The organism is Ruegeria sp. BHSA123 (assembly GCF_059613425.1).
In genome coordinates, this window is the sequence record NZ_JBXWSL010000032.1 from 1 (window position 1) to 20,547 (window position 20,547).

Here is a 20,547-nt window from a genome sequence, read left to right on the forward strand (position 1 = left end):
TCCCGCCTGCCACGCCTGATCGCAGATCAGGCTTTGGGCCGTTGGGCCGGGCACGGCGCCTGATAGCGCCGCGCGGTTGCACACCAGATCAGAGGATTTTCTGACCGGTTTTGGCCCAGTCTGCCAGAAATGTTTCCAGACCTTTGTCAGTCAGCGGGTGATCGGCCAGTTTCTTGATCACGGCTGGCGGCGCGGTGATGACGTCGGCACCAATGCGGGCACTTTCAGTAACGTGGTTCACGGTGCGGATTGAAGCGGCCAGAATTTCGGTTTCGAATCCGTAATTGTCATAGACCTGACGGATGTCGGCGATCAGATCCATGCCATCCAGGTTGATATCGTCCAGACGACCGATGAAGGGCGAGATGAAGGTCGCACCCGCTTTTGCAGCCAGAATCGCCTGATTGGTCGAAAAGCACAGGGTGACGTTGACCATCTGTCCTTCATCGCTGAGCGTCTTGCAGGTTTTCAGACCGGCCCATGTCAGCGGAACCTTCACTGCGATATTCGGGGCAATCTTGGCCAGCTTGCGGCCTTCGGCGATCATGTCGTCAGCTTCGGTCGCGACAACCTCGGCGGAAACGGGACCGTCGACCAGATCGCAGATCTCTTTGGTCACTTCCAGAATGTCGCGGCCCGATTTCAGGATCAGCGAGGGGTTGGTGGTCACGCCGTCCACCATGCCCAGATCGTTCAGTTCAGCGATGGCGTCAATCTCTGCAGTGTCTACGAAGAATTTCATGAGGGCAGTCCTTTGATGGGTTGGCCTTGGTCGCGGATGGCTTTACCTCAAAGAGAGCCATGCTGGAACCCCCTGCAAAGGATATGCTGTGAGCGCTAACGGATTTTTCGACGAGGGAGAGCTGATTGCGGTGCTGACAACGCAACCGCTTGACCGGACGTTGGATTACAAAGCGCCCGAAGGAGGGTGCTTTCTGGGTGCGTTTGTCGAGGTGCCACTTGGTCCGCGCAAGGTGTTGGGCGTGGTCTGGGGGCCGGGGCAGGGCGGTTTCGATCTGAACAAGGCGCGATCGGTGATCCGTGTGCTGGAAGTTGCACCGATGCGCGAGGAAATGCGGGCATTCCTCGGCAAGGTTGCCGACTATACTCTGACACCGATGCCCGCGATGCTGCGGCTGGCGACCCGCGCGCCGGGGCTGGGCGACCCGCCGTCCATGCGCAAGATCTATCGTTTGGGAGCCACCCTGCCAGACCGGATGACCGACGCCAGAACCCGTGTACTTGACGTGTTGCGCGACTATGGCGGGTTGGCATTCACGTTAAAGGAACTGGCGGAACAGGCAGGGGTAACTTCGTCCGTTGTCAAAGGCTTGGTCAAGCAAGGCGCGGTTCGTGAAGAAGACAGCCCGCGCGACCTGCCGTATCCGCATCTTGATCCCGATTTACCGGGAAAGGACCTGACCGAAGATCAGGCAAGTGCGGTTGCGCAGCTTCGCGCCGGGCAACGGACGGGGAATTACGGCACGACGCTGCTGAAAGGCGTGACGGGTTCCGGCAAGACCGAAGTCTATCTGGAGGCCGTGGCCGAAGCGCTGCGCATGGGGCGGCAGGCGCTTGTCCTTTTGCCTGAAATTGCGCTGACCGCAGAATTCCTGACACGGGTTGAAGCGCGGTTTGGCGCGCGCCCTGCCGAGTGGCATTCGGGCGCGACCATGACTGAACGCAGGCGGGTCTGGCGGATGGTCGGGCAGGGGGAAGCTCAACTGGTTGTTGGCGCGCGGTCAGCCCTGTTTCTGCCATTTCGCGATCTGGGGCTGGTCGTGGTGGATGAGGAACACGACACCTCGTACAAGCAGGAAGACGGGGTGCATTACAGCGCGCGTGACATGGCGGTCTTGCGGTCGGCCATCTGCGGCGCGCGGGTGATTCTGGCCAGCGCAACCCCATCGCTGGAAAGCTGGGCAAATGCTGAGACAGGTAAATATGATCGGATCGACCTGACTTCGCGTTTCGGGGCGGCAGTGTTGCCCGAGATGAAGCCCATCGACATGCGGGCCGAACAGATGCAGGCCGGAACGTGGATATCTCCGACTTTGCGGCAAGCGGTGCAGCAGCGGATCGAGAAAGGCGAGCAGTCGCTTTTGTTCATCAATCGTCGGGGATATGCTCCTGTAACCCTGTGCCGCGCCTGCGGGGAACAGATCGCTTGTGACCATTGCGACGCGCGCATGGTCGAACACAGATTCCTGAAGCGCCTGATGTGCCACCAATGCGGCGAGACCAAGCCGATGCCCGAGATCTGTCCTTCCTGCGGGGTCGAGGGCAAGCTGGCTCCGGTGGGGCCGGGCATTGAGCGTTTGGCCGAAGAGGCCGAGGTGACCTTCCCCGAGGCCAAAATTGCCATGCTAAGTTCTGATCTTTTCGGCTCAGCCCGCGCACTAAAGGCCAAGATCGAAGAGATTGCGGCCGGGGATGCCGATATCGTTGTCGGAACGCAGCTGGTGGCCAAGGGGCACAACTTTCCCAAGCTGACATTGGTGGGGGTGATCGACGCGGATCTAAGTCTGCATGGCGCAGACCTGAGGGCTGCCGAGCGAACATTTCAGTTGATGCGGCAGGTTGCGGGGCGTGCCGGTCGGGCTGAAAAACCGGGGCAGGCGCTGTTACAGACTTTTCAGCCGGAACATCCGGTGATCCGGGCGATTCTGTCGAGTGACGAAGAGGGCTTTTGGAAGGCCGAGGCCGCCGGTCGGCAAGCGGCCGGTGTGCCACCCTATGGACGTATGGCAGGGATTGTTCTGTCAGGGCCAGAGGTCGGCCCGGTCTTTGACATCGGCAATGCCATGGCGCGCAACGACGGTCCATTGCGCCAGATCGGTGCACAGGTGTTTGGCCCCGCCCCGGCGCCGATTGCCCGTATTCGCGGACGTCACCGTGTCCGCCTGTTGGTCAAGGCACCCAAGGGCGCACCAATCCAGGATGCTATCGCCCGTTGGATTGCCCCGTTACGCCTGAAAGGCGATATCCGCCTGACCGTCGATATCGATCCACAAAGCTTTTACTGACGGCGACGTCTGCATTAACGCAGGGCCATTGTGCGCCGGTCGCTTCCCCCTCGCCAAAGTTGGGAAATGGGCGTAGAGGATTCTCATGCTGAAACCTATGCCCCTTGCCGAGGCGCAGAGCCTTCCGTTCTGGCGTCGTCCTGTCACGCTTCTGTTTGTGATGGCCTTGACCATGCCCATCGCGTTTAATGCGTGGAGCGCGCTGTTGAACAACTTCGTCATTGAGGCAGCGAATTTCGACGGGGCCGATATCGGCCTGCTACACACGGTGCGCGAGATTCCGGGCTTTCTGGCGGTCGGCGTGATTGCCGTCATCATTTTCATTCGCGAGCAGGTGCTGGCCATGATCTCGCTGATGATGCTTGGGGTCGCAACGGCTTTTACGGCCTGGTTCCCAAGCCTTGGCGGATTGCTGTTCGTGACCTTGTTCAGTTCAATCGGGTTTCATTACTATGAGACTGTAAACCAGTCGCTTCAGTTGCAATGGCTTCCCAAGGATCGCGCGCCGCAGATATTGGGATGGCTGGTCGCAATGGGCTCGGCTGCAACGATGGTGGTTTACGGGCTGATCGTTCTGACCTGGGAGCGGTTCGATCTGTCCTATAACTTTGTCTTCATGGCTGCTGGCGGTGCAACAGCTTTGCTAGCCCTGTTTTGCCTGTTCGCCTTCCCGCAATTCGATGCCCCCACACCGCAAACCAAGAAACTGATCCTGCGCCGTCGATACTGGCTATATTACGCGCTGCAATTCATGGCCGGTGCGCGGCGACAGATCTTTGTCGTCTTTGCCGGGTTCATGATGGTCGAGAAGTTCGGCTTTGAAGTGCATGAGCTGACCAGCCTGTATCTGATCAACCTGATGATCAACATGATGGTTGCTCCGTTGCTGGGTAAAGCAGTGGCCAAGTTTGGCGAACGGCGCACGTTGATCTTTGAATACACCGGTCTGGCGATCGTGTTCGCAGCCTATGGTGGCATCTACTGGTTTGGCTGGGGCGTGCTGTTGGCGGCGACGCTCTATGTCATCGACCATGTGCTGTTTGCGCTGGCGCTGGCGCTGAAAACCTATTTCCAGAAAATCGCCGATCCGGCGGATATTGCGCCAACTGCCGCAGTCGCGTTCACGATCAACCATATCGCCGCGGTTTTCTTGCCCGCGTTGCTGGGTTTGCTCTGGGTCATGTCGCCAGGCGCCGTATTTGGCCTAGCGGCGGCGATGGCGGTCGTTTCTCTGCTGCTGTCCCTGCTGGTTCCACGCCACCCGGAACCGGGCAATGAGACCGTCCTGAGCAAATACGCGCCAGCCCCGGCGGAATAGGCCGCAAAGCTTGACGTTGGCGGCGCACCGTCCTACGCGCAGTGCCAACTGACACAGGAGTTCCGGATGCCCACATTCACTGCGCTGACCACGCTGACAGGTAAGAAAGCCGCCGAAGGTCTGGGCGAAGCGATGGAGCGGCTGGTGCCCGAACCAACTGGCGTCGGTGTGTTCGAGGTCGAAGATGGCTCGGGCCTGTGGGAAGTGGGTGGATATTTCACCGAAGCCCCTGACGAGGCCGCACTGGCCGTTCTGGCAGTTGCCTTTGAAGCCAAACCTTTTGTTGTGTCGGAATTGCCTGAAACCGATTGGGTGGCCCATGTGCGGCGAGAGCTTGCCCCGGTTGAGGCGGGCCGCTTTTTTGTCTATGGCAGCCACGATGCCGACAAGCTGCCCGACGGTCGCATTCCACTGCTGATCGAGGCGGCAATGGCCTTTGGTACCGGGCATCATGGCACCACGCTGGGATGTCTGAAAGCTCTGGACCGGTTGTTGGATGAAGGATTCAGTGCCTCGAAAGTAGCGGATATCGGTTGCGGCACGGCCGTTCTGGCCATGGCGGCAGCCCGGGTATGGGATGGCGATTTCATTGCCAGCGATATCGACGAAGTGGCCGTTGAAGTGGCCGAAGCCAACCTGAAGGCAAACGGTATGTCCGGCGCGGTTCGGTGTGTTGAAGCCGCAGGTTTCGATCATCCCGACCTCAAGGCACACGCACCCTACGATCTGATCTTTGCCAATATCCTCAAAGGGCCTCTGGTGGCCTTGTCACCCGAAATGGCAGCGAATCTCCGCCCAGGTGGGCATGCGATCCTGTCGGGAATCCTTAACGAACAGGCCGATGACGTGGTTTCCGTTTATTCACAAAACGGGTTCAATCAGACCTATAGGGCCGAGATTGGTGAGTGGACGACCCTAATTTTAACCAAACAGGGCGCGAATTAGGCTATTTGCAGGAGTTTTATAGGTTTTTGCCACGTTTTTGTCGCAATCTCTTTTTACCGTTTTCTGAATGAAGTCGAGGGGGGCGGTTTTTGGAGGCTGCCATGACGGGTAAACAACTGGAGTTCAATCAGCGCGTAAATCGCCTGAACAAGAAACACCAAAAGATGAGCCGTGGCTATCGTGCGACGATGCGCAAGGATGGCCTGGTTGTGATGAGGCCGCAGCGGGTGAGCTCGGCGGTGCCAGCAAAGGTGCTGTTGCTTACGCTTGTGGGTTTCTTCGCCTTCAAAGCATTTCTTTTGTCCCACCTTAGTCCCACCGGCTATCAATATCGGATCGACAGCCTGAACGAAGGCACACCAGTCGAAAAAGCCGGTGCCTGGGTGATGCAAATCGATCCTGTGTCGCAAGCCCTCGCCAGTCAGTTGAACAAAGTTTTCTACTAATCCGCTCCCTCGGATTAAAAAAAACACCGCGTACCCTTATGGTGCGCGGTGTTTTTGTGTGCCCCTCAAGGGAGGAGGAAGGGGCATATAAGTGTTGGGGTCGGTTCTTAGCGGCGACCTTCGGCAATGATGTCGATGTCACCACGGCACAGGCCGATATCATCCAGTTCGCGGTCGGTCAGACCGGTCAGCGCGTTGCGGGTTACGCGGGCGTCATTCCATTCAACTGCGGCGTTAACGGCCGATACGAAAAATGCGCCGATACGGCCAACAAGGCCGAACGAGCCAGTGGTAGCGACGCGGGTTGTGTCCAGTGCAGCCATATCCTGTTTCCTTCTGGTTAGTGTTCACATTGCATTTCTGCGATCTGCGGGGCATCTAGTGCCGTCATTTCGTTCGCACAAGTTCAGTTTTTGCATGTGTCCTATGCGTTTTCTGCAAGGCTTCACGAAGTTGTAATCCCCTTAAACAATTGGTGAAAAAGCCTTTGAGAAAGTGTCGAATTCAGACTTCACTGGGTCGCAAAACGCGCCCGAAGTCGCGCCTGAAACACGCGTGTCGTTTTCAGCCCTGGGGTCAATTCGCTTGGAAAATGTTCACGCTTCGTGCTAGGCGTTGAAAAAAGATCACACAACCCGAGCAGGCCGAGGCAAAACATGCGAATTCTGGGCATCGATCCGGGGCTTAGAACCCTGGGATGGGGCGTCATCGAATCAAATGGCAGCCGCCTGAGCCATGTGGCCAATGGATTATGCAAATCGGATGGCGACGATCTGGGCGAGCGGTTGCTATCGCTGCACAATCAGATTGTCGAAGTGATTGCGGATCACAGGCCCGATCAGGCTGCTATCGAACAGACATTCGTGAACAAGGACGGGGCCGGAACCCTCAAGCTTGGGCAGGCGCGTGGCGTGGCGTTGCTGACGCTGGCACAGGCCGGTCTGCCGGTGGGGGAATATGCACCCAATCGGGTCAAAAAGACCGTGGTGGGCGTGGGTCATGCCGAGAAAGAGCAGGTTATGCACATGGTCAAACTGCAATTGCCGGGCTGTTTTCCGAAAGGGGCCGACGCGGCGGATGCACTGGCGATTGCAATCTGCCACGCCTATTACGGAAAGACGCAACAGGCGCGTGTGAAAGAGGTGCGGGCATGATCGGAAAACTGACAGGGCGGCTGGATTATCGTGCGGCAGATCATGTGCTGATCGATGTCCGGGGCGTCGGCTATCTTGTCTATTGTTCCGACCGGACCTTGGCGGCATTGCCGGGGGTGGGCGAGGCGGTCTCGATCTACACTGACATGGTTGTCCGCGAAGACCTGATGCAGCTTTACGGGTTTCTGTCGCTTGTCGAGAAAGAGTGGCATCGCCTGCTGTGCTCGGTCCAGGGGGTCGGCGCGAAGGTGTCGCTGGCGATCCTGAGTGCATTGGGACCCGACGGTGTCAGCCGCGCAATTGCCCTGGGGGACTGGGGTGCGGTAAAGGCGGCCAAGGGGGTCGGGCCAAAAACAGCCCAGCGGATCGTGTTGGACCTCAAGGACAAGGCGCCGGGTGTGATGGCCATGGGTGGCACGATTACTCAGGCGCTGGACGGCCCGGAACTTGAGGTTGTTGAGCCGAATGATTCTACGCCCGCACCTAGACGTGTGTCGAAACCGCCATCAGGTGCTGCGGCCGCGTCTGCCGGGGCGTTGTCGGCGCTGGCCAATCTTGGATATGGGCCGTCCGACGCGGCGGGCGCTGTGGCTGAAGCGGCTGCAAGCCAGCCGGATGCGGACGAGGCTGATCTGATCCGCGCGGCCCTCAGGCTGCTGGCTCCGAAAGGGTAAGTGAATGGTTGACGCTGATCCCACCCTGCGCCCGGAGCCCCTGCCGGAAGACAATGACCGCGCCTTGCGTCCTCAGGGGCTTGATGAATTCATTGGTCAGGCTGAGGCGCGCGCCAACTTGCGCATCTTTATCCAGTCAGCCCGGCAACGCGGCGAGGCGATGGACCACACCTTGTTTCATGGACCTCCGGGGTTGGGCAAAACGACCCTCGCGCAGATCATGGCGCGTGAATTGGGAGTGAACTTCCGCATGACCTCAGGCCCGGTTCTGGCCAAGGCGGGGGATCTGGCGGCGATCCTGACCAATCTTGAATCGCGTGACGTGCTGTTCATCGACGAGATTCACAGGCTCAACCCAGTTGTGGAGGAAGTGCTGTACCCGGCCATGGAAGATTTCGAGCTGGATCTTGTTATCGGCGAAGGTCCTGCTGCGCGCACCGTTCGGATCGAACTGCAGCCATTCACACTGGTGGGGGCCACCACACGGATGGGCCTGCTGACAACGCCCTTGCGTGACCGGTTTGGTATCCCGACCCGGCTTCAGTTCTACACGGTGGATGAGTTGCACGAAATCGTCACCCGGAACGCGCGGAAACTGGGTGCGCCCGCGGATAACGATGGTGCGCGCGAAATCGCGCGCCGGTCGCGTGGAACCCCGCGTATCGCCGGGCGATTGCTGAGACGCGTTGTGGATTTCGCAATTGTCGAAGGGGACGGGCGGATCACACGGGACCTGGCCGATGGTGCCTTGACCCGTCTGGGCGTTGATAATCTGGGTCTTGATGGTGCGGACCGGCGGTATCTGAAGCTTATAGCCGAAAATTACGCAGGCGGCCCAGTGGGGATTGAAACTCTGTCCGCCGCGCTGTCCGAAAGCCGCGACTCGCTTGAGGAGGTGATCGAGCCCTATTTGCTGCAACAGGGGCTAATCCAGCGTACTCCGCGCGGGCGGATGTTGGCGCAGAAGGCGTGGACGCATCTTGGGATGGCCGTGCCCAAGCGGCAAAGCGATCTGTTCGGTTGAAGCCCGCGCACTTAGATTTTATGCCTTTCGGCGAGAGTATTTTTAAAAAAGATGAAGGGCTGGCGGTGACACCGGAAGAAATTGAGGCGCTGTTCACACGCGAAAGCGGCGAGTTTCTGTTTACGCGCTGGGGACGGCCTATTGTTCCGATCGTTTTCGGCGTTGAAGACGAGACGCTAGCCACCGTAAAGGGGGCTTTTGAAGCTGTTGTCACGCTGGCCGGTCACCAAATGGCCGAGACGGACCCTGAACTTGGCGCGAATTGCATGGTTTTCTTTTTCCGGGACTGGCAGGAGCTGCTGGAAGTACCGGACCTTGATCGTCTGGTCCCGGATCTGGAACCTTTGGTTGCACGGCTGGTCGCGGCAGATGCAAACCAGTACCGCATTTTCCGGTTCGCAGAAGATGGCGCGATCCGCGCGGCGTTCGTGTTTCTGCGAATGGACAAGGAATTGTCGAAGATTCCGGCTGAAACCCTTGCGCTCAATCAGGTCGTGCAGACAATCTTGCTCTGGTCGGACACTGCATTTCGCAATCAATCTCCACTGGCAATTGCAGGTGAGGCCACGATCCTGCGTCCCGACATCGCGTCCTTGATCCGGGCGGCCTATGATCCGGTTTTGCCACGGGCAGCACAGGATGCCTCGCACGCGTTAAGGCTGTTTGCCCGTCTGGCGGCGTTGCAATGAAACACACCTACCCCATCCGCGTGTATTATGAAGACACCGACATGGGTGGGGTTGTCTATCATGCGAACTACCTGCGCTATATCGAGCGCGCGCGTTCGGACTGGGTGCGTAATCTGGGCAATGACCAGAACGCCATGCGGGAAGAAGGCATTGTTTGGGTCGTGCGGCGGCTTGAGGCCGAGTATCTGGCGCCTGCAAGGTTCGATGATGAATTGATTGTCGAAACCGAAGTTACCGAAATCTCGGGCGTGCGTCTGACCATGGCACAGCTTGTCCGACGCGGTGAGACCGAAATATTTCGTGCAACAGTCACGGCCGTTTGCATCAATAAAGCAGGCAAGCCGATCCGTTTGCCGGCAGAGATTCGCGCATTGATGTAACAATTTGCGGACCGTGGGTGGTTCTGTTGGCTTTTCATGACCAACTGAGATAGCGTTTGGCAAAACAAGGCCAAACGAACGGCCATCAGGCAAAACAAAGAGCAGGTTCATGGAAGCTGAAACGCTGGCGCTGGCGCAGGAGATCGACTTCTCCATGTGGGGGCTGTTTGCCCGCGCGACCTTTATCGTCAAACTGGTGATGCTGGTACTTACCGGCGCATCCATCTGGTCCTGGGGGATCATCATTCAGAAGCTGATCAACTATCGCGCGGCCCGACGCGAGGCGCAGGTTTTTGATGAAAGCTTCTGGTCGGGCAACCCGTTGGATGAGTTGTTCGAGCAGATCGGAACCCAGCCGGATGGCAGTTCGGAAAAGATCTTTGCGTCAGGCATGATCGAATGGCGCAGGTCGCATCGCAATGATGGCGGGCTGATTGCCGGGGCAACCGCGCGTATCGACCGGTCGATGGATGTCGCCATCGCGAAAGAGGCGGAAACCTTGCAAAAAGGGCTTCCCATTCTGGCGACTGTTGGCTCCACAGCTCCGTTTATCGGGCTGTTTGGCACCGTTTGGGGCATCATGAATGCGTTCATCGAGATTGCCGAGCAGCAAAACACTAACCTTGCTGTGGTGGCTCCCGGCATCGCCGAGGCGTTGATGGCGACAGGGTTGGGCCTTTTGGCGGCGATCCCGGCGGTGATTTTCTACAACAAACTCAGCGCAGATAGTGACCGGATCGTTGGCGGCTATGAAGCCTTTGCGGATGAATTCGCAACCATCCTGTCGCGCCAGTTGGACAGCTGAAGATGGGCGCTGCGATCCAGCAATCTTCGGGCGGCAATGGGCGCAGACGTGGTCGGCGTCGCGGTCGCGCGCAGCCGATGGCCGAGATCAATGTGACCCCTTTCGTGGATGTCATGCTGGTATTGCTGATCATCTTCATGGTGGCCGCGCCATTGCTGACGGTTGGTGTTCCGGTCGATCTGCCCAAGACCGCGGCCAGTGCGCTGCCCGGCGACAACGAAGAGCCTTTGACCGTGACTCTGACCGCAGACGGCCGCGTGCAGATCCAGACCACCGATGTGTTGCGCGAAGAGTTGATTGGCAAGCTGCGTGCCATTGCGGCAGAGCGGAGCAGCGACCGGGTTTTCCTGCGGGCCGATGGCGCAATCCCTTATGCACAGGTGATGCAGGTCATGGGTGCACTGAACGCGGGCGGTTTTTCCAACGTTGGCCTTGTGACCGATACCGGTGGGCCGACGCTGGATGAAGGTGGAGAGTGAGGTCGCACGGTGGATACCGGCACCAAGATTTCAGCGATTGCGCATGTCAGCCTGATCGGATGGGCGATGTTCGGCGGCACCTTCAGGTCCGAACCGTTGCCGATGGCTGTGCAGGACGTCTCAGTGATCACGGCTGAACAATTCGCGGCGATGACTGCCCAGCGGGATGCGCCGGAAGTCCCCGAAGTGCCGACCGCGTTGCAACAACCGCCCCAACCGGAGGCTGTGACCAAACCGCCGGAATCCGTGATTGACGAACAGCCGCGCCCTGAACCTGTTGCACCGGCTGAACCAGAACCAGAGCCAGAGCCTGTCATCGTGGAAGCGCCGCCAGAACCCGAGGTTCCTGACGAGCCTCCGGTTCTGACGGAACCTCAGGTCGAGCCTGTTGCACAGCCTGCGCCGCCTGGTCCGGAGGCACAGCCGCGCCCCTCGGATCGCGTCGCGCCCGAGGCAATAGCTCCGCCACCGCCCGAGGCAAAACCTGATGATTTTGAAACGCCGCCGGTATCCCTGGATGAAGGCGCAGAAGTTCAGCAGGAACAGCAGGATCAGACCGCGCCGCAAGAGGCAGCCCCGGAGATTGTGACCGAGGCCGAGGAAACCAAGGAACAGTCGCCCCTGACATCTCCGCGGCCGCGCGTGCGCCCAAACCGGCCAAGGCCGCCATCCGAACCCGCTGTGGCCAAAACGCCTGAAGCGACCCCGGAACCTGAAAAACAAACCGATGAAACGGCAATTAACGACGCCCTGGCCGAAGCCTTGGGCAGCGGGTCCGAACCTTCTGGTCCACCGCTGACCAGCGGAGAGAAAGACGCGATGCGACTGGCCGTCTCTGGATGTTGGAATGTGGGTTCCTTGTCCACAGATGCGCTGAACACTGTGGTTGTTGTCGCGTTTTCGTTGAACCGTGATGGTACGGTCGTCGGCGGCAGCGTTCGGATGCTGGACAGCTCTGGCGGCTCGGCGGGAGCCGTTAAACAGGCCTACGAGGCTGCGCGACGTGCAATTTTGCGCTGCGGGGCCAAAGGATATGATTTGCCTGCTGACAAATACGAACATTGGCAGGATGTTGAGATTACATTTAACCCCGAGAGGATGCGGATCAAATGATGAAGCTTCTGACCAGCCTCTTTGTCGGCCTGACATTGATGTCTGCGCCGGTTTATGCACAGAGCGGGCCTTTGCGTCTGGAACTGGATGAGGGGATTATCGAACCCTTGCCCTTTGCCGTTCCGAATTTTGTGCCGGACGGCCCGGCCGCAGCTCAGTTCGCGCAAGATATCTCGCGCGTGGTGGCGGCTGACCTGACCGGGACCGGGTTGTTCCGCGAGATATCCTCGGATGCGTTCATCAGCCGGGTCAGCAGCTTCGAAGCTCCGGTTCAGTTTGCGGATTGGAAGGCGATCAACGCTGACGCCCTGATCACGGGCGCTGTCAATGTGTCCGGTCAGAAACTGACGGTCCGGTTCCGGGTGTGGGATGTGTTTTCGGGCCAGGAACTGGGCAATGGCCTTCAACTGGCAGGTACCACCGACGGGTGGCGGCGCATGGCGCATAAGGTGGCCGATCAGGTCTATAGCCGGATCACAGGTGAAGGCGGTTATTTTGACAGCCGCGTTGCCTTTGTTTCGGAAAGCGGTCCGAAGGACCAGCGCCTGAAGCGTTTGGCGATCATGGATTACGATGGCGCGAATGTGCAGTACATGACTGACAGCGCCGCCATCGTTCTGGCGCCCCGGTTCTCACCCACCGGTGACCGGCTGCTTTATACCAGTTATGAAAGCGGCAGCCCGCGCATTTACGTGACTGAAGTCGGGCGCCCGAAACCACGGGAACTGAAGACGCAGGACGGGACCATGAGCTTTTCGCCACGGTTCTCGCCGGATGGCCGGTCGATTGTCTATTCGCTGATTCAGGGCGGCAATACCGACCTGTGGAAAATGGATATCACCTCGGGGCAAAGTACGCGCCTGACCAACACGCCCGCAATTGAAACGGCTCCCAGCTATTCGCCGGATGGTGGCCGGATTGTCTTTGAAAGCGACCGCTCCGGCACGCCGCAATTGTACGTAATGGCAGCAAACGGGGGCGAAGCCACGCGGATCAGCTTTGGCGCGGGTCGCTATGGTACGCCGGTCTGGTCGCCGCGAGGCGACCTGATCGCCTTTACCAAGCAGAACCAGGGCCGGTTCCATATCGGCGTGATGCGCATCGACGGATCAGAAGAACGTTTGCTGACAGCGTCTTTCCTGGATGAAGGCCCCACCTGGTCGCCCAATGGCCGGGTCATCATGTTCACCCGCGAAACGCAGGGGGCCAGCGGTAGGGCATCGCTTTACTCGGTGGATATCTCGGGCAGGAACCTGCGGCCGGTACGTACACCGGACGGGGGGAGCGATCCTTCCTGGGGCCCATTGCAGAATTGATCGCAGCAAAGTTCACAACAAATCGTCCCTGTGGTAGACAGGCGGCAATAAACATAACACGAGGCACCTGAAATGAACGTATTGAGCAAAGTTCTGGCGCTGGGCGCGCTGAGTGTGATCGCCGCCTGCACAAGTAATGACCCCTCGGCCTTGGGCGGCGGTGGTAGCGGGGGCATTGGATCTATTGTCCCCGGATCACCGAGTGATCCGCGCTCGCCCGCGTATTTCCAGCAAACGGTCGGGGACCGTGTCCTGTTTGCCGTTGACCAGTCGACCTTGTCGCCCGAGGCGCAAACAGTGCTGCAAGGGCAGGCAGACTGGTTGCTGGCCAATCCGGATTTTGTCGCAACGATTGAAGGCCACGCGGATGAGCAGGGCACACGGGAATACAACCTTGGTTTGGGTGCCAAACGCGCTAATGAGGCACGAGAATACTTGATTTCACGCGGAGTTGCGGGCAGCCGCCTGAATACCGTGAGCTATGGCAAGGAACGCCCGATCGAGATTTGCAGCACCGAGGAATGTTATTCCAAGAACCGCCGTGCGGTAACGGTTCTGACCGGGTCAACTCTGGGGTAAGATGATGCGCATTGCAGGATGGGTTTTGGCGGCGGTTGTGGCGACGGCTGGTGTTGCACAGGCACAGGATCAGCAAACTCTTGCAGATATCCGTCAGGAACTAACGGTGCTACATGTGGAAATTCAGCGTTTGAAACGCGAGTTTTCTACCACGGGTTCACCTGCACCGAACCTGTCCGGCAGTTCGGTCCAAGAACGCGTTGTCGCGATCGAAGCGGAATTGCAGCGCCTGACCCGCCAAACCGAGCAGTTGAACCAGCGGGTGCAGAACATTGTCACTGACGGCACCAACCGAATCGGTGACCTTGAGTTCCGGCTGGTCGAACTGGAAGGCGGCGATTTGACGACATTGGGTGAGACCTCGACATTGGGTGGTGACACGGCCGCTGTGATCACCGGGCCAACAAGTATCGAAACGCCAACGGCGACCGATCATGGTGAACTGGCCATAGGTGAACGTGCTGATTTTGATGCAGCCTCGCAAGCGTTGGCCGATGGCGATTTCCAGACTGCTGCCACGTTGTTTGCGCAGTTTGAAACAAGCTATCCCGGCAGTCCGCTGGCGCCCGAAGCCAACCTGAAACGCGGTCATGCCCTTGAAGGGATTGGCGACACGCGCGAAGCGGCCCGAGCATTCCTGGCCAGCTTCACGGGTGATTCCGAGGGCGCATTTGCACCCGAGGCGTTGTACGAACTGGGTGCGGCGCTTGGCCGTTTGGGACAGACTGATCAGGCCTGCATCACTCTTAATGAGGTCGGAGTACGCTTTCCTTCTGCGCCAGAGTTTTCGAACGCCACGCAGGAGATGACCGCGTTGGGATGTACTTGAACCATCACTCCAGCAAACTACTTGCAGACCTTCGCGCCCGGCTACCCGAAACACTTCCGCGCAAGTTGGGTATTGCAGTTTCGGGAGGCGGCGATTCTGTCGCCTTAATGCACCTTTTGCATCATGTGGCGCAGGATGAGGCTATCACCCTTTTCGTTGCCACGGTCGACCACGGGTTGCGCCCCGAATCCGCGCGCGAGGCCGAAACGGTATCCCTGCAGGCGGCTGCGTTGGGGATGCCTCATGACACGCTGCGTTGGTCGGGATGGGACGGTACCGGCAACTTGCAGGACCGCGCACGTCAGGCGCGGTATGATTTGTTATCCGAATGGGCAAAGGGCCGCGGAATCGATGCCATTGCGCTGGGCCACACCGCAGATGATCAGGCGGAAACACTGTTGATGCGGTTGGGCCGATCATCCGGGGTCACGGGCCTGTCCGGAATGGCGGCTATTCGGAAACAGCGGGGGCTGACGATACTGCGCCCGATGCTGGGGATTGCCCGTGAACAGCTGCGCACCTATCTGACTGGGGCTGGCGTGGCATGGGTGGACGACCCTTCGAATCAGGATGCCCGTTTCGATCGGATCAAGGCGCGCGAAGCTTTGGGTGGTCTAGAACCTTTGGGAATTGATGCGCTTTCATTGTCCCGCGTGGCTGACAATCTGGCGCAGGCACACACGGCACTTGGCATCTGTGCGCAAGAATCCGCACGGTCCGTGGCGCAAGTGGATCAAAGTGACGTGAGGGTGAACCGGGCCGGATTTGCCGCGTTGCCCCTTGAGATTCGGCGCCGTGTCCTGCTGGGAATCCTCTCGTGGGTTGCCGGGTCGGGTTATCCCCCGCGTCAGGCGGCAGTGGATCGGGCGATGGATGCAGTTGCGAATGGGCAATCGGCGTCAGTGGGCGGTTGTCTTATTGTTCCACACGGCGGGAGTGTTTGGATTTGCAGGGAATTTAATGCCGTGAAATCTCAGTTGGCTGCACCCGGTGCTGTGTGGGATGGCAAATGGCGGCTGAGCGGACCGGCAACAATGGGCGCAGAAATCCGTGCTTTGGGGGGTGAGGGGTTGCAACAGGTGCCCGAGTGGCGGGCAACCGGGCGTCCCAGGATAGCTTTGACAGCGACGCCTGCGGTTTGGAATGCGGATAGGGTGCTGGCCGCCCCGCTTGCGGGTCTCGCGAATGGTTGGCATGCCAGTCTTGCGTCAGATTGGCCCGAGTTCCACACATCTTTTTTATCGCATTGAACATACGACAATCCTCTCTATTTTAAGAGGTAACTTGGCAGCGTCTCACCTGCCGGAACTTTTAGGAGAATTTCCTTGGGCAACGCTCGCAATATCGCGTTTTGGGTCGTTTTGTTCCTGCTCATCCTTGCACTGTTCAATCTGTTCAGTGGACCGGGCGGAACGCTTCAGAGCAACGAGAAAACCTATTCCGACTTTGTCGGTGCCGTCCAAAGCGGTGAAGTCAAGAATGTGACCCTGGATGGTGAGCAGATTCGCTATACCCTGCAAAGCGGTGCCAGCTATGTCACGATCAAACCCGGCGACGCCGAAGTGACCAAGCTTCTGATCGAGGAAAACATACCAGTCCAGGCCGTAAAACAGCAGCAATCAGGGTTTCAATCGTTCCTGATCACGCTGCTGCCTTTCCTGCTGCTGATTGGTGTCTGGGTCTATTTCATGAACCGGATGCAGGGCGGCGGCAAAGGTGGCGCGATGGGCTTTGGCAAATCCAAGGCCAAGATGCTGACTGAAAAGCATGGCCGCGTGACCTTTGATGATGTTGCCGGTATCGACGAAGCCAAGGAAGAGCTGGAAGAGATTGTCGAGTTCCTGCGAAACCCGCAGAAGTTCAGCCGCCTTGGTGGCAAGATCCCCAAGGGCGCGCTGCTGGTTGGCCCTCCGGGTACCGGTAAGACGCTGCTGGCCCGTGCCATTGCGGGTGAGGCGGGCGTGCCGTTCTTCACCATCTCGGGTTCGGATTTTGTCGAAATGTTCGTTGGTGTGGGTGCGTCTCGCGTGCGCGACATGTTCGAGCAAGCGAAAAAGAATGCGCCCTGTATCGTGTTTATCGATGAGATTGACGCTGTGGGTCGTCATCGCGGCGCCGGGTATGGCGGCGGCAATGACGAGCGTGAACAAACGCTCAACCAGTTGCTGGTCGAAATGGACGGGTTTGAGGCCAACGAAGGTGTGATCATTCTGGCAGCCACCAACCGCAAGGACGTTCTGGACCCTGCGCTGCTGCGACCGGGCCGGTTCGACCGTCAGGTCACAGTCGGCAACCCGGACATCAAGGGCCGCGAGAAAATTCTGGGCGTTCACGCACGCAAGACACCGCTGGGTCCCGATGTTGATCTGCGCATCATCGCGCGCGGTACGCCGGGCTTCTCGGGTGCGGATCTGGCCAACCTCGTGAACGAGGCCGCGTTGATGGCGGCGCGCGTGGGCCGTCGCTTTGTCACCATGGAAGATTTTGAAAACGCCAAGGACAAGGTGATGATGGGGGCCGAGCGCCGCTCGATGGTGCTGACTCAGGATCAGAAGGAAAAAACAGCCTATCACGAAGCGGGTCATGCTGTTGTTGGTCTGTCTCTGCCCATGTGCGATCCGGTCTACAAGGCGACCATCATACCGCGCGGCGGCGCGCTGGGTATGGTCGTTTCGCTGCCGGAAATGGATCGCCTGAACTATCACCGGGATGAGTGCGAACAAAAGCTGGCGATGACCATGGCAGGTAAGGCGGCCGAGGTCATCAAGTATGGCGAAGATCACGTGTCGAACGGGCCTGCCGGGGACATCATGCAGGCCAGCCAATTGGCACGTGCCATGGTGATGCGCTGGGGAATGTCGGACAAGGTCGGCAATATCGACTATGCCGAGGCCCATGAGGGATACCAGGGCAATACTGCCGGGTTCTCGGTATCGGCTCATACCAAGGAACTGATTGAAGAAGAGGTAAAGCGCCTGATCCAGCAAGGCTATGAACAGGCGCACAAGATTCTGACCGATCATAACGAAAAATGGGAACGTCTGGCCCAAGGTTTGCTGGAATACGAAACGCTGACCGGTGACGAAATCAAACGCGTCATGAACGGGGAATCGCCCGGCGACAGCGATGACCGGAACGACAAGTCGGACGAGGGCAGTGCGCCCAGCGTGACAGCCATCCCCAAGACCAAGGCCAAGAAATCACCGCCTGAGGGCGGGATGGAACCTGAACCGACAGCATAACCAGCAAGAACCCGGGCTCTGACCCGGGTTTTTTCTCTTTCCATCAGAGCGTTACTGGGCATTATGCGCTGGCAGACACCAATGGGTAGGGAAGCGCGTATGCCGTTTTTGCGGGAAACCGAATTTGCAGCCGAAGTCGTTTGGCTGGGCCTTGTTCCTGCCGGCGGATCGCTTCGTGCCAAGCCCGTGGAGTTGCTGGATCTTGGGTTTGAGGGCGCGAAAGGCGAACGGCACGAAGGTCTGAACCGTGCGTCCTGTGTTCGGGTCTCGAACCTCTATCCCAAGGGCACTGAAATCCGCAATGTTCGTCAACTTTCGGTGCTGTCCTTGGAAGAGTTGCAGCAGATCGCGCAGAACATGGGGCTGGACCAGCTTGACCCGTCTTATCTGGGCGTATCCATAGTGCTGAAAGGTGTTCCGGATTTCTCGCACATTCCGCCGTCCTCGCGCCTTCAGGCGGTCAACGGGCTGACGATCACTGTGGATATGGAAAACGCACCCTGCGTATTGCCCGGTCGCGAAATCGAAGCGGTTCATCAGGGGTATGGTGCAGGGTTCAAACCCGCTGCCGTCGGGCGCCGGGGTGTCACGGGATGGATTGAACGTCCCGGGCGCATTCAACTGGGCGATCACCTCAAGCTCTTTGTTCCGGACCAGCCTGCCTGGAGCCCCGAAAATATGCAGGTTTCCGATTAGTTACCGATGAAGTGACCTGACGACGCTTCGCGACGCCAGAATGTCGGAATCCATGGCTAATCAGATTGTACACAAGGGTATGGAATGCGTAGCGCCGACGTTTGACGTCGGTTTTGCACGGTATTCAATCAAGGACCCCGGCCAATGAGCTATAAATCCGACATCGAAATTGCGCGTGAAGCGAATAAGAAGCCGATCCAGGAGATCGGCGCGAAGCTTGGAATATCCAGTGATGATCTGTTGCCGTATGGGCATGACAAGGCGAAGGTGAGCCAGGAGTTCATCAACTCGGTGCAGGGTCGTGAAGACGGCAAGCTGGTGCTGGTGACGGCGATCAACCCGACGCCTGCGGGTGAGGGCAAGACGACCACAACGGTTGGTCTGGGTGACGGTCTGAACCGGATCGGCAAGAATGCGATGATCTGTATCCGCGAGGCCTCGCTGGGTCCGAACTTCGGCATGAAGGGCGGCGCTGCGGGGGGCGGCTATGCGCAGGTTGTTCCGATGGAAGAGATGAACCTGCACTTCACCGGCGATTTCCACGCGATCACCTCGGCCCATTCGCTGCTGTCGGCGATGATCGACAACCACATCTACTGGGGCAATGAATGCGAGATCGACACTCGCCGGGTCGCATGGCGTCGTGTGGTCGACATGAACGACCGCGCCCTGCGCCAGATCACTGCCAGCCTGGGCGGCGTGTCGAACGGGTTCCCGCGCGAAACAGGTTTTGACATCACAGTGGCGTCCGAGGTTATGGCGATCCTGTGCCTGTCAAACGACCTGAAGGATCTGGAAAAGCGTCTGGGTGATATCATCGTGGCTTATCGCCGCGACAAGACGCCGGTCTATTGCCGCGACATCAAGGCCGAAGGCGCGATGACCGTTCTGCTGAAAGACGCAATGCAGCCGAACCTGGTGCAGACGCTGGAAAACAACCCGGCCTTTGTCCACGGTGGCCCGTTTGCCAACATTGCGCATGGCTGCAACTCGGTAATTGCCACAAAGACCGCGCTGAAAGTGGCTGACTATGTGGTGACCGAGGCGGGCTTTGGCGCCGATCTGGGTGCCGAGAAGTTCATGAACATCAAGTGCCGCAAGGCGGGCATTGCGCCCTCTGCCGTGGTTCTGGTTGCCACCGTGCGCGCGATGAAGATGAATGGCGGCGTCGCCAAAGCCGATCTGGGCGCGGAAAACGTCGCCGCGGTCAAGGCGGGCTGCGCCAACCTGGGCCGTCACATCGAGAACGTGAAGTCGTTCGGTGTTCCGGTTGTTGTCGCCATCAACCACTTTGTCACCGACACCGATGCCGAGGTTCAGGCGGTGAAGGATTATTGCGCCTCTCACGGGGTCGAGGCGATTCTGTCGCGCCACTGGGAACTGGGCTCGGAAGGGTCTGCTGATCTGGCCCGCAAAGTTGTGGAGATCGTCGAAGGGGGCTCTGCGAACTTCGCGCCGATCTACCCCGACGAAATGCCGCTGTTTGAGAAGATCGAAACCATCGCCAAGCGCATCTACCGCGCCGACGAGGTTCTGGCCGACAACAAGATCCGCACGCAGCTGAAAGAATGGGAAGCAGCGGGGTATGGCAACCTGCCGGTCTGCATGGCGAAAACCCAGTACAGCTTCTCGACCGACCCGACCCTGCGGGGCGCGCCCACCGGCCATTCGGTCCCGGTGCGTGAGGTCCGCCTGAGCGCGGGTGCGGGCTTTATCGTGGTTGTCTGCGGTGAGATCATGACCATGCCGGGCCTGCCCCGCAAACCGGCCGCGGAAACCATCTGCCTCAATGACGCAGGTGAGATCGAGGGCTTGTTCTAAGTCGCTGAATA

The 20,547-nt window shown here is 58.9% G+C and carries 21 protein-coding genes; 19 read left to right on the forward strand and 2 right to left on the reverse strand.

The features are described from left to right. Positions 1–88 precede the first annotated feature (88 nt). Entirely contained in the window at positions 89–742 is a 654-nt protein-coding gene (gene fsa / locus AC2FNC_RS14460) for a fructose-6-phosphate aldolase (protein ID WP_209505487.1), read from the reverse strand. An 88-nt stretch (positions 743–830) separates the two neighbouring features. Here fsa and AC2FNC_RS14465 point away from each other — a divergent pair, with 88 nt between their 5' ends. The 4 genes from AC2FNC_RS14465 to AC2FNC_RS14480 all read left to right on the forward strand — a co-directional run bounded on the left by AC2FNC_RS14465 (position 831) and on the right by AC2FNC_RS14480 (position 5,735). Then, entirely contained in the window at positions 831–3,026 is a 2,196-nt protein-coding gene (locus AC2FNC_RS14465; protein ID WP_496715697.1) for a primosomal protein N', read from the forward strand. An 85-nt stretch (positions 3,027–3,111) separates the two neighbouring features. Then, positions 3,112–4,344, forward strand: coding sequence for an MFS transporter (locus AC2FNC_RS14470; RefSeq protein WP_480473741.1), 1,233 nt, complete (start codon positions 3,112–3,114; stop codon positions 4,342–4,344). Positions 4,345–4,410: 66 nt separating this feature from the next. Next, entirely contained in the window at positions 4,411–5,289 is an 879-nt protein-coding gene (locus AC2FNC_RS14475) for a 50S ribosomal protein L11 methyltransferase (RefSeq protein WP_496715698.1), read from the forward strand. An 89-nt stretch (positions 5,290–5,378) separates the two neighbouring features. Beyond that, the gene (locus AC2FNC_RS14480; RefSeq protein ID WP_480483976.1) at positions 5,379–5,735 is read left to right on the forward strand and encodes a hypothetical protein; all 357 of its coding nucleotides are present in this window, start codon (positions 5,379–5,381) and stop codon (positions 5,733–5,735) included. Between the two features lie 107 nt (positions 5,736–5,842). On the opposite strand, the gene AC2FNC_RS14485 is transcribed toward AC2FNC_RS14480, so the two are convergent. Then, positions 5,843–6,058: a DUF1127 domain-containing protein gene (locus AC2FNC_RS14485; RefSeq protein WP_480483975.1), complete on the reverse strand. Its 216-nt coding sequence runs from the start codon at positions 6,056–6,058 to the stop codon at positions 5,843–5,845. A gap of 333 nt (positions 6,059–6,391) precedes the next feature. Between AC2FNC_RS14485 and ruvC the strand changes: the two genes are divergently transcribed. The 15 genes from ruvC (at position 6,392) to AC2FNC_RS14560 (ending at position 20,536) form a co-directional block, all read left to right on the forward strand. Further along, positions 6,392–6,889 carry a crossover junction endodeoxyribonuclease RuvC gene (gene ruvC / locus AC2FNC_RS14490; RefSeq protein WP_480483974.1) on the forward strand — a complete coding sequence of 166 codons (498 nt, stop codon included), beginning with the start codon at positions 6,392–6,394 and terminating at the stop codon, positions 6,887–6,889. Next, complete coding sequence (ruvA, locus tag AC2FNC_RS14495) at positions 6,886–7,563, forward strand: Holliday junction branch migration protein RuvA (RefSeq protein ID WP_480483973.1); 678 nt, start codon at positions 6,886–6,888, stop codon at positions 7,561–7,563. Before ruvC ends, ruvA begins: the two co-directional genes overlap by 4 nt. Before the next feature lie 4 nt (positions 7,564–7,567). Then, a complete protein-coding gene (gene ruvB / locus AC2FNC_RS14500; protein WP_480605015.1) occupies positions 7,568–8,587 on the forward strand; it encodes a Holliday junction branch migration DNA helicase RuvB in 1,020 nt (339 codons plus the stop codon). 65 nt (positions 8,588–8,652) lie between these two features. After that, positions 8,653–9,276, forward strand: a complete 624-nt coding sequence (locus tag AC2FNC_RS14505; RefSeq protein ID WP_496715699.1) for a hypothetical protein — start codon at positions 8,653–8,655, stop codon at positions 9,274–9,276. Further along, positions 9,273–9,656 (forward strand): tol-pal system-associated acyl-CoA thioesterase, encoded by a 384-nt coding sequence (gene ybgC, locus AC2FNC_RS14510; protein WP_480518814.1) that lies wholly within the window; start codon positions 9,273–9,275, stop codon positions 9,654–9,656. Before AC2FNC_RS14505 ends, ybgC begins: the two co-directional genes overlap by 4 nt. 109 nt (positions 9,657–9,765) lie before the next feature. After that, complete coding sequence (tolQ, locus tag AC2FNC_RS14515) at positions 9,766–10,461, forward strand: protein TolQ (protein ID WP_209505518.1); 696 nt, start codon at positions 9,766–9,768, stop codon at positions 10,459–10,461. 2 nt (positions 10,462–10,463) lie between these two features. After that, positions 10,464–10,940 (forward strand): protein TolR, encoded by a 477-nt coding sequence (tolR, locus tag AC2FNC_RS14520; RefSeq protein ID WP_480473731.1) that lies wholly within the window; start codon positions 10,464–10,466, stop codon positions 10,938–10,940. 9 nt (positions 10,941–10,949) lie between these two features. Beyond that, positions 10,950–12,053: a cell envelope integrity protein TolA gene (gene tolA, locus AC2FNC_RS14525; RefSeq protein WP_480624078.1), complete on the forward strand. Its 1,104-nt coding sequence runs from the start codon at positions 10,950–10,952 to the stop codon at positions 12,051–12,053. Next, positions 12,050–13,369, forward strand: a complete 1,320-nt coding sequence (tolB, locus tag AC2FNC_RS14530; RefSeq protein WP_480473729.1) for a Tol-Pal system beta propeller repeat protein TolB — start codon at positions 12,050–12,052, stop codon at positions 13,367–13,369. Before tolA ends, tolB begins: the two co-directional genes overlap by 4 nt. A gap of 72 nt (positions 13,370–13,441) precedes the next feature. Next, positions 13,442–13,948, forward strand: a complete 507-nt coding sequence (pal, locus tag AC2FNC_RS14535; RefSeq protein WP_480518818.1) for a peptidoglycan-associated lipoprotein Pal — start codon at positions 13,442–13,444, stop codon at positions 13,946–13,948. Positions 13,949–13,952: 4 nt separating this feature from the next. Next, positions 13,953–14,777, forward strand: a complete 825-nt coding sequence (gene ybgF, locus AC2FNC_RS14540) for a tol-pal system protein YbgF (protein WP_480476809.1) — start codon at positions 13,953–13,955, stop codon at positions 14,775–14,777. Next, a complete protein-coding gene (gene tilS, locus AC2FNC_RS14545; RefSeq protein WP_480473727.1) occupies positions 14,768–16,027 on the forward strand; it encodes a tRNA lysidine(34) synthetase TilS in 1,260 nt (419 codons plus the stop codon). The genes ybgF and tilS overlap by 10 nt, the downstream gene beginning before the upstream one ends. Positions 16,028–16,102: 75 nt before the next feature. Next, positions 16,103–18,019, forward strand: coding sequence for an ATP-dependent zinc metalloprotease FtsH (gene ftsH, locus AC2FNC_RS14550; protein WP_480518822.1), 1,917 nt, complete (start codon positions 16,103–16,105; stop codon positions 18,017–18,019). A 99-nt stretch (positions 18,020–18,118) separates the two neighbouring features. After that, a complete protein-coding gene (locus tag AC2FNC_RS14555) occupies positions 18,119–18,715 on the forward strand; it encodes an MOSC domain-containing protein (protein ID WP_480518999.1) in 597 nt (198 codons plus the stop codon). A 144-nt stretch (positions 18,716–18,859) separates the two neighbouring features. Further along, positions 18,860–20,536, forward strand: a complete 1,677-nt coding sequence (locus AC2FNC_RS14560) for a formate--tetrahydrofolate ligase (RefSeq protein ID WP_496715701.1) — start codon at positions 18,860–18,862, stop codon at positions 20,534–20,536. Positions 20,537–20,547 lie beyond the last annotated feature (11 nt).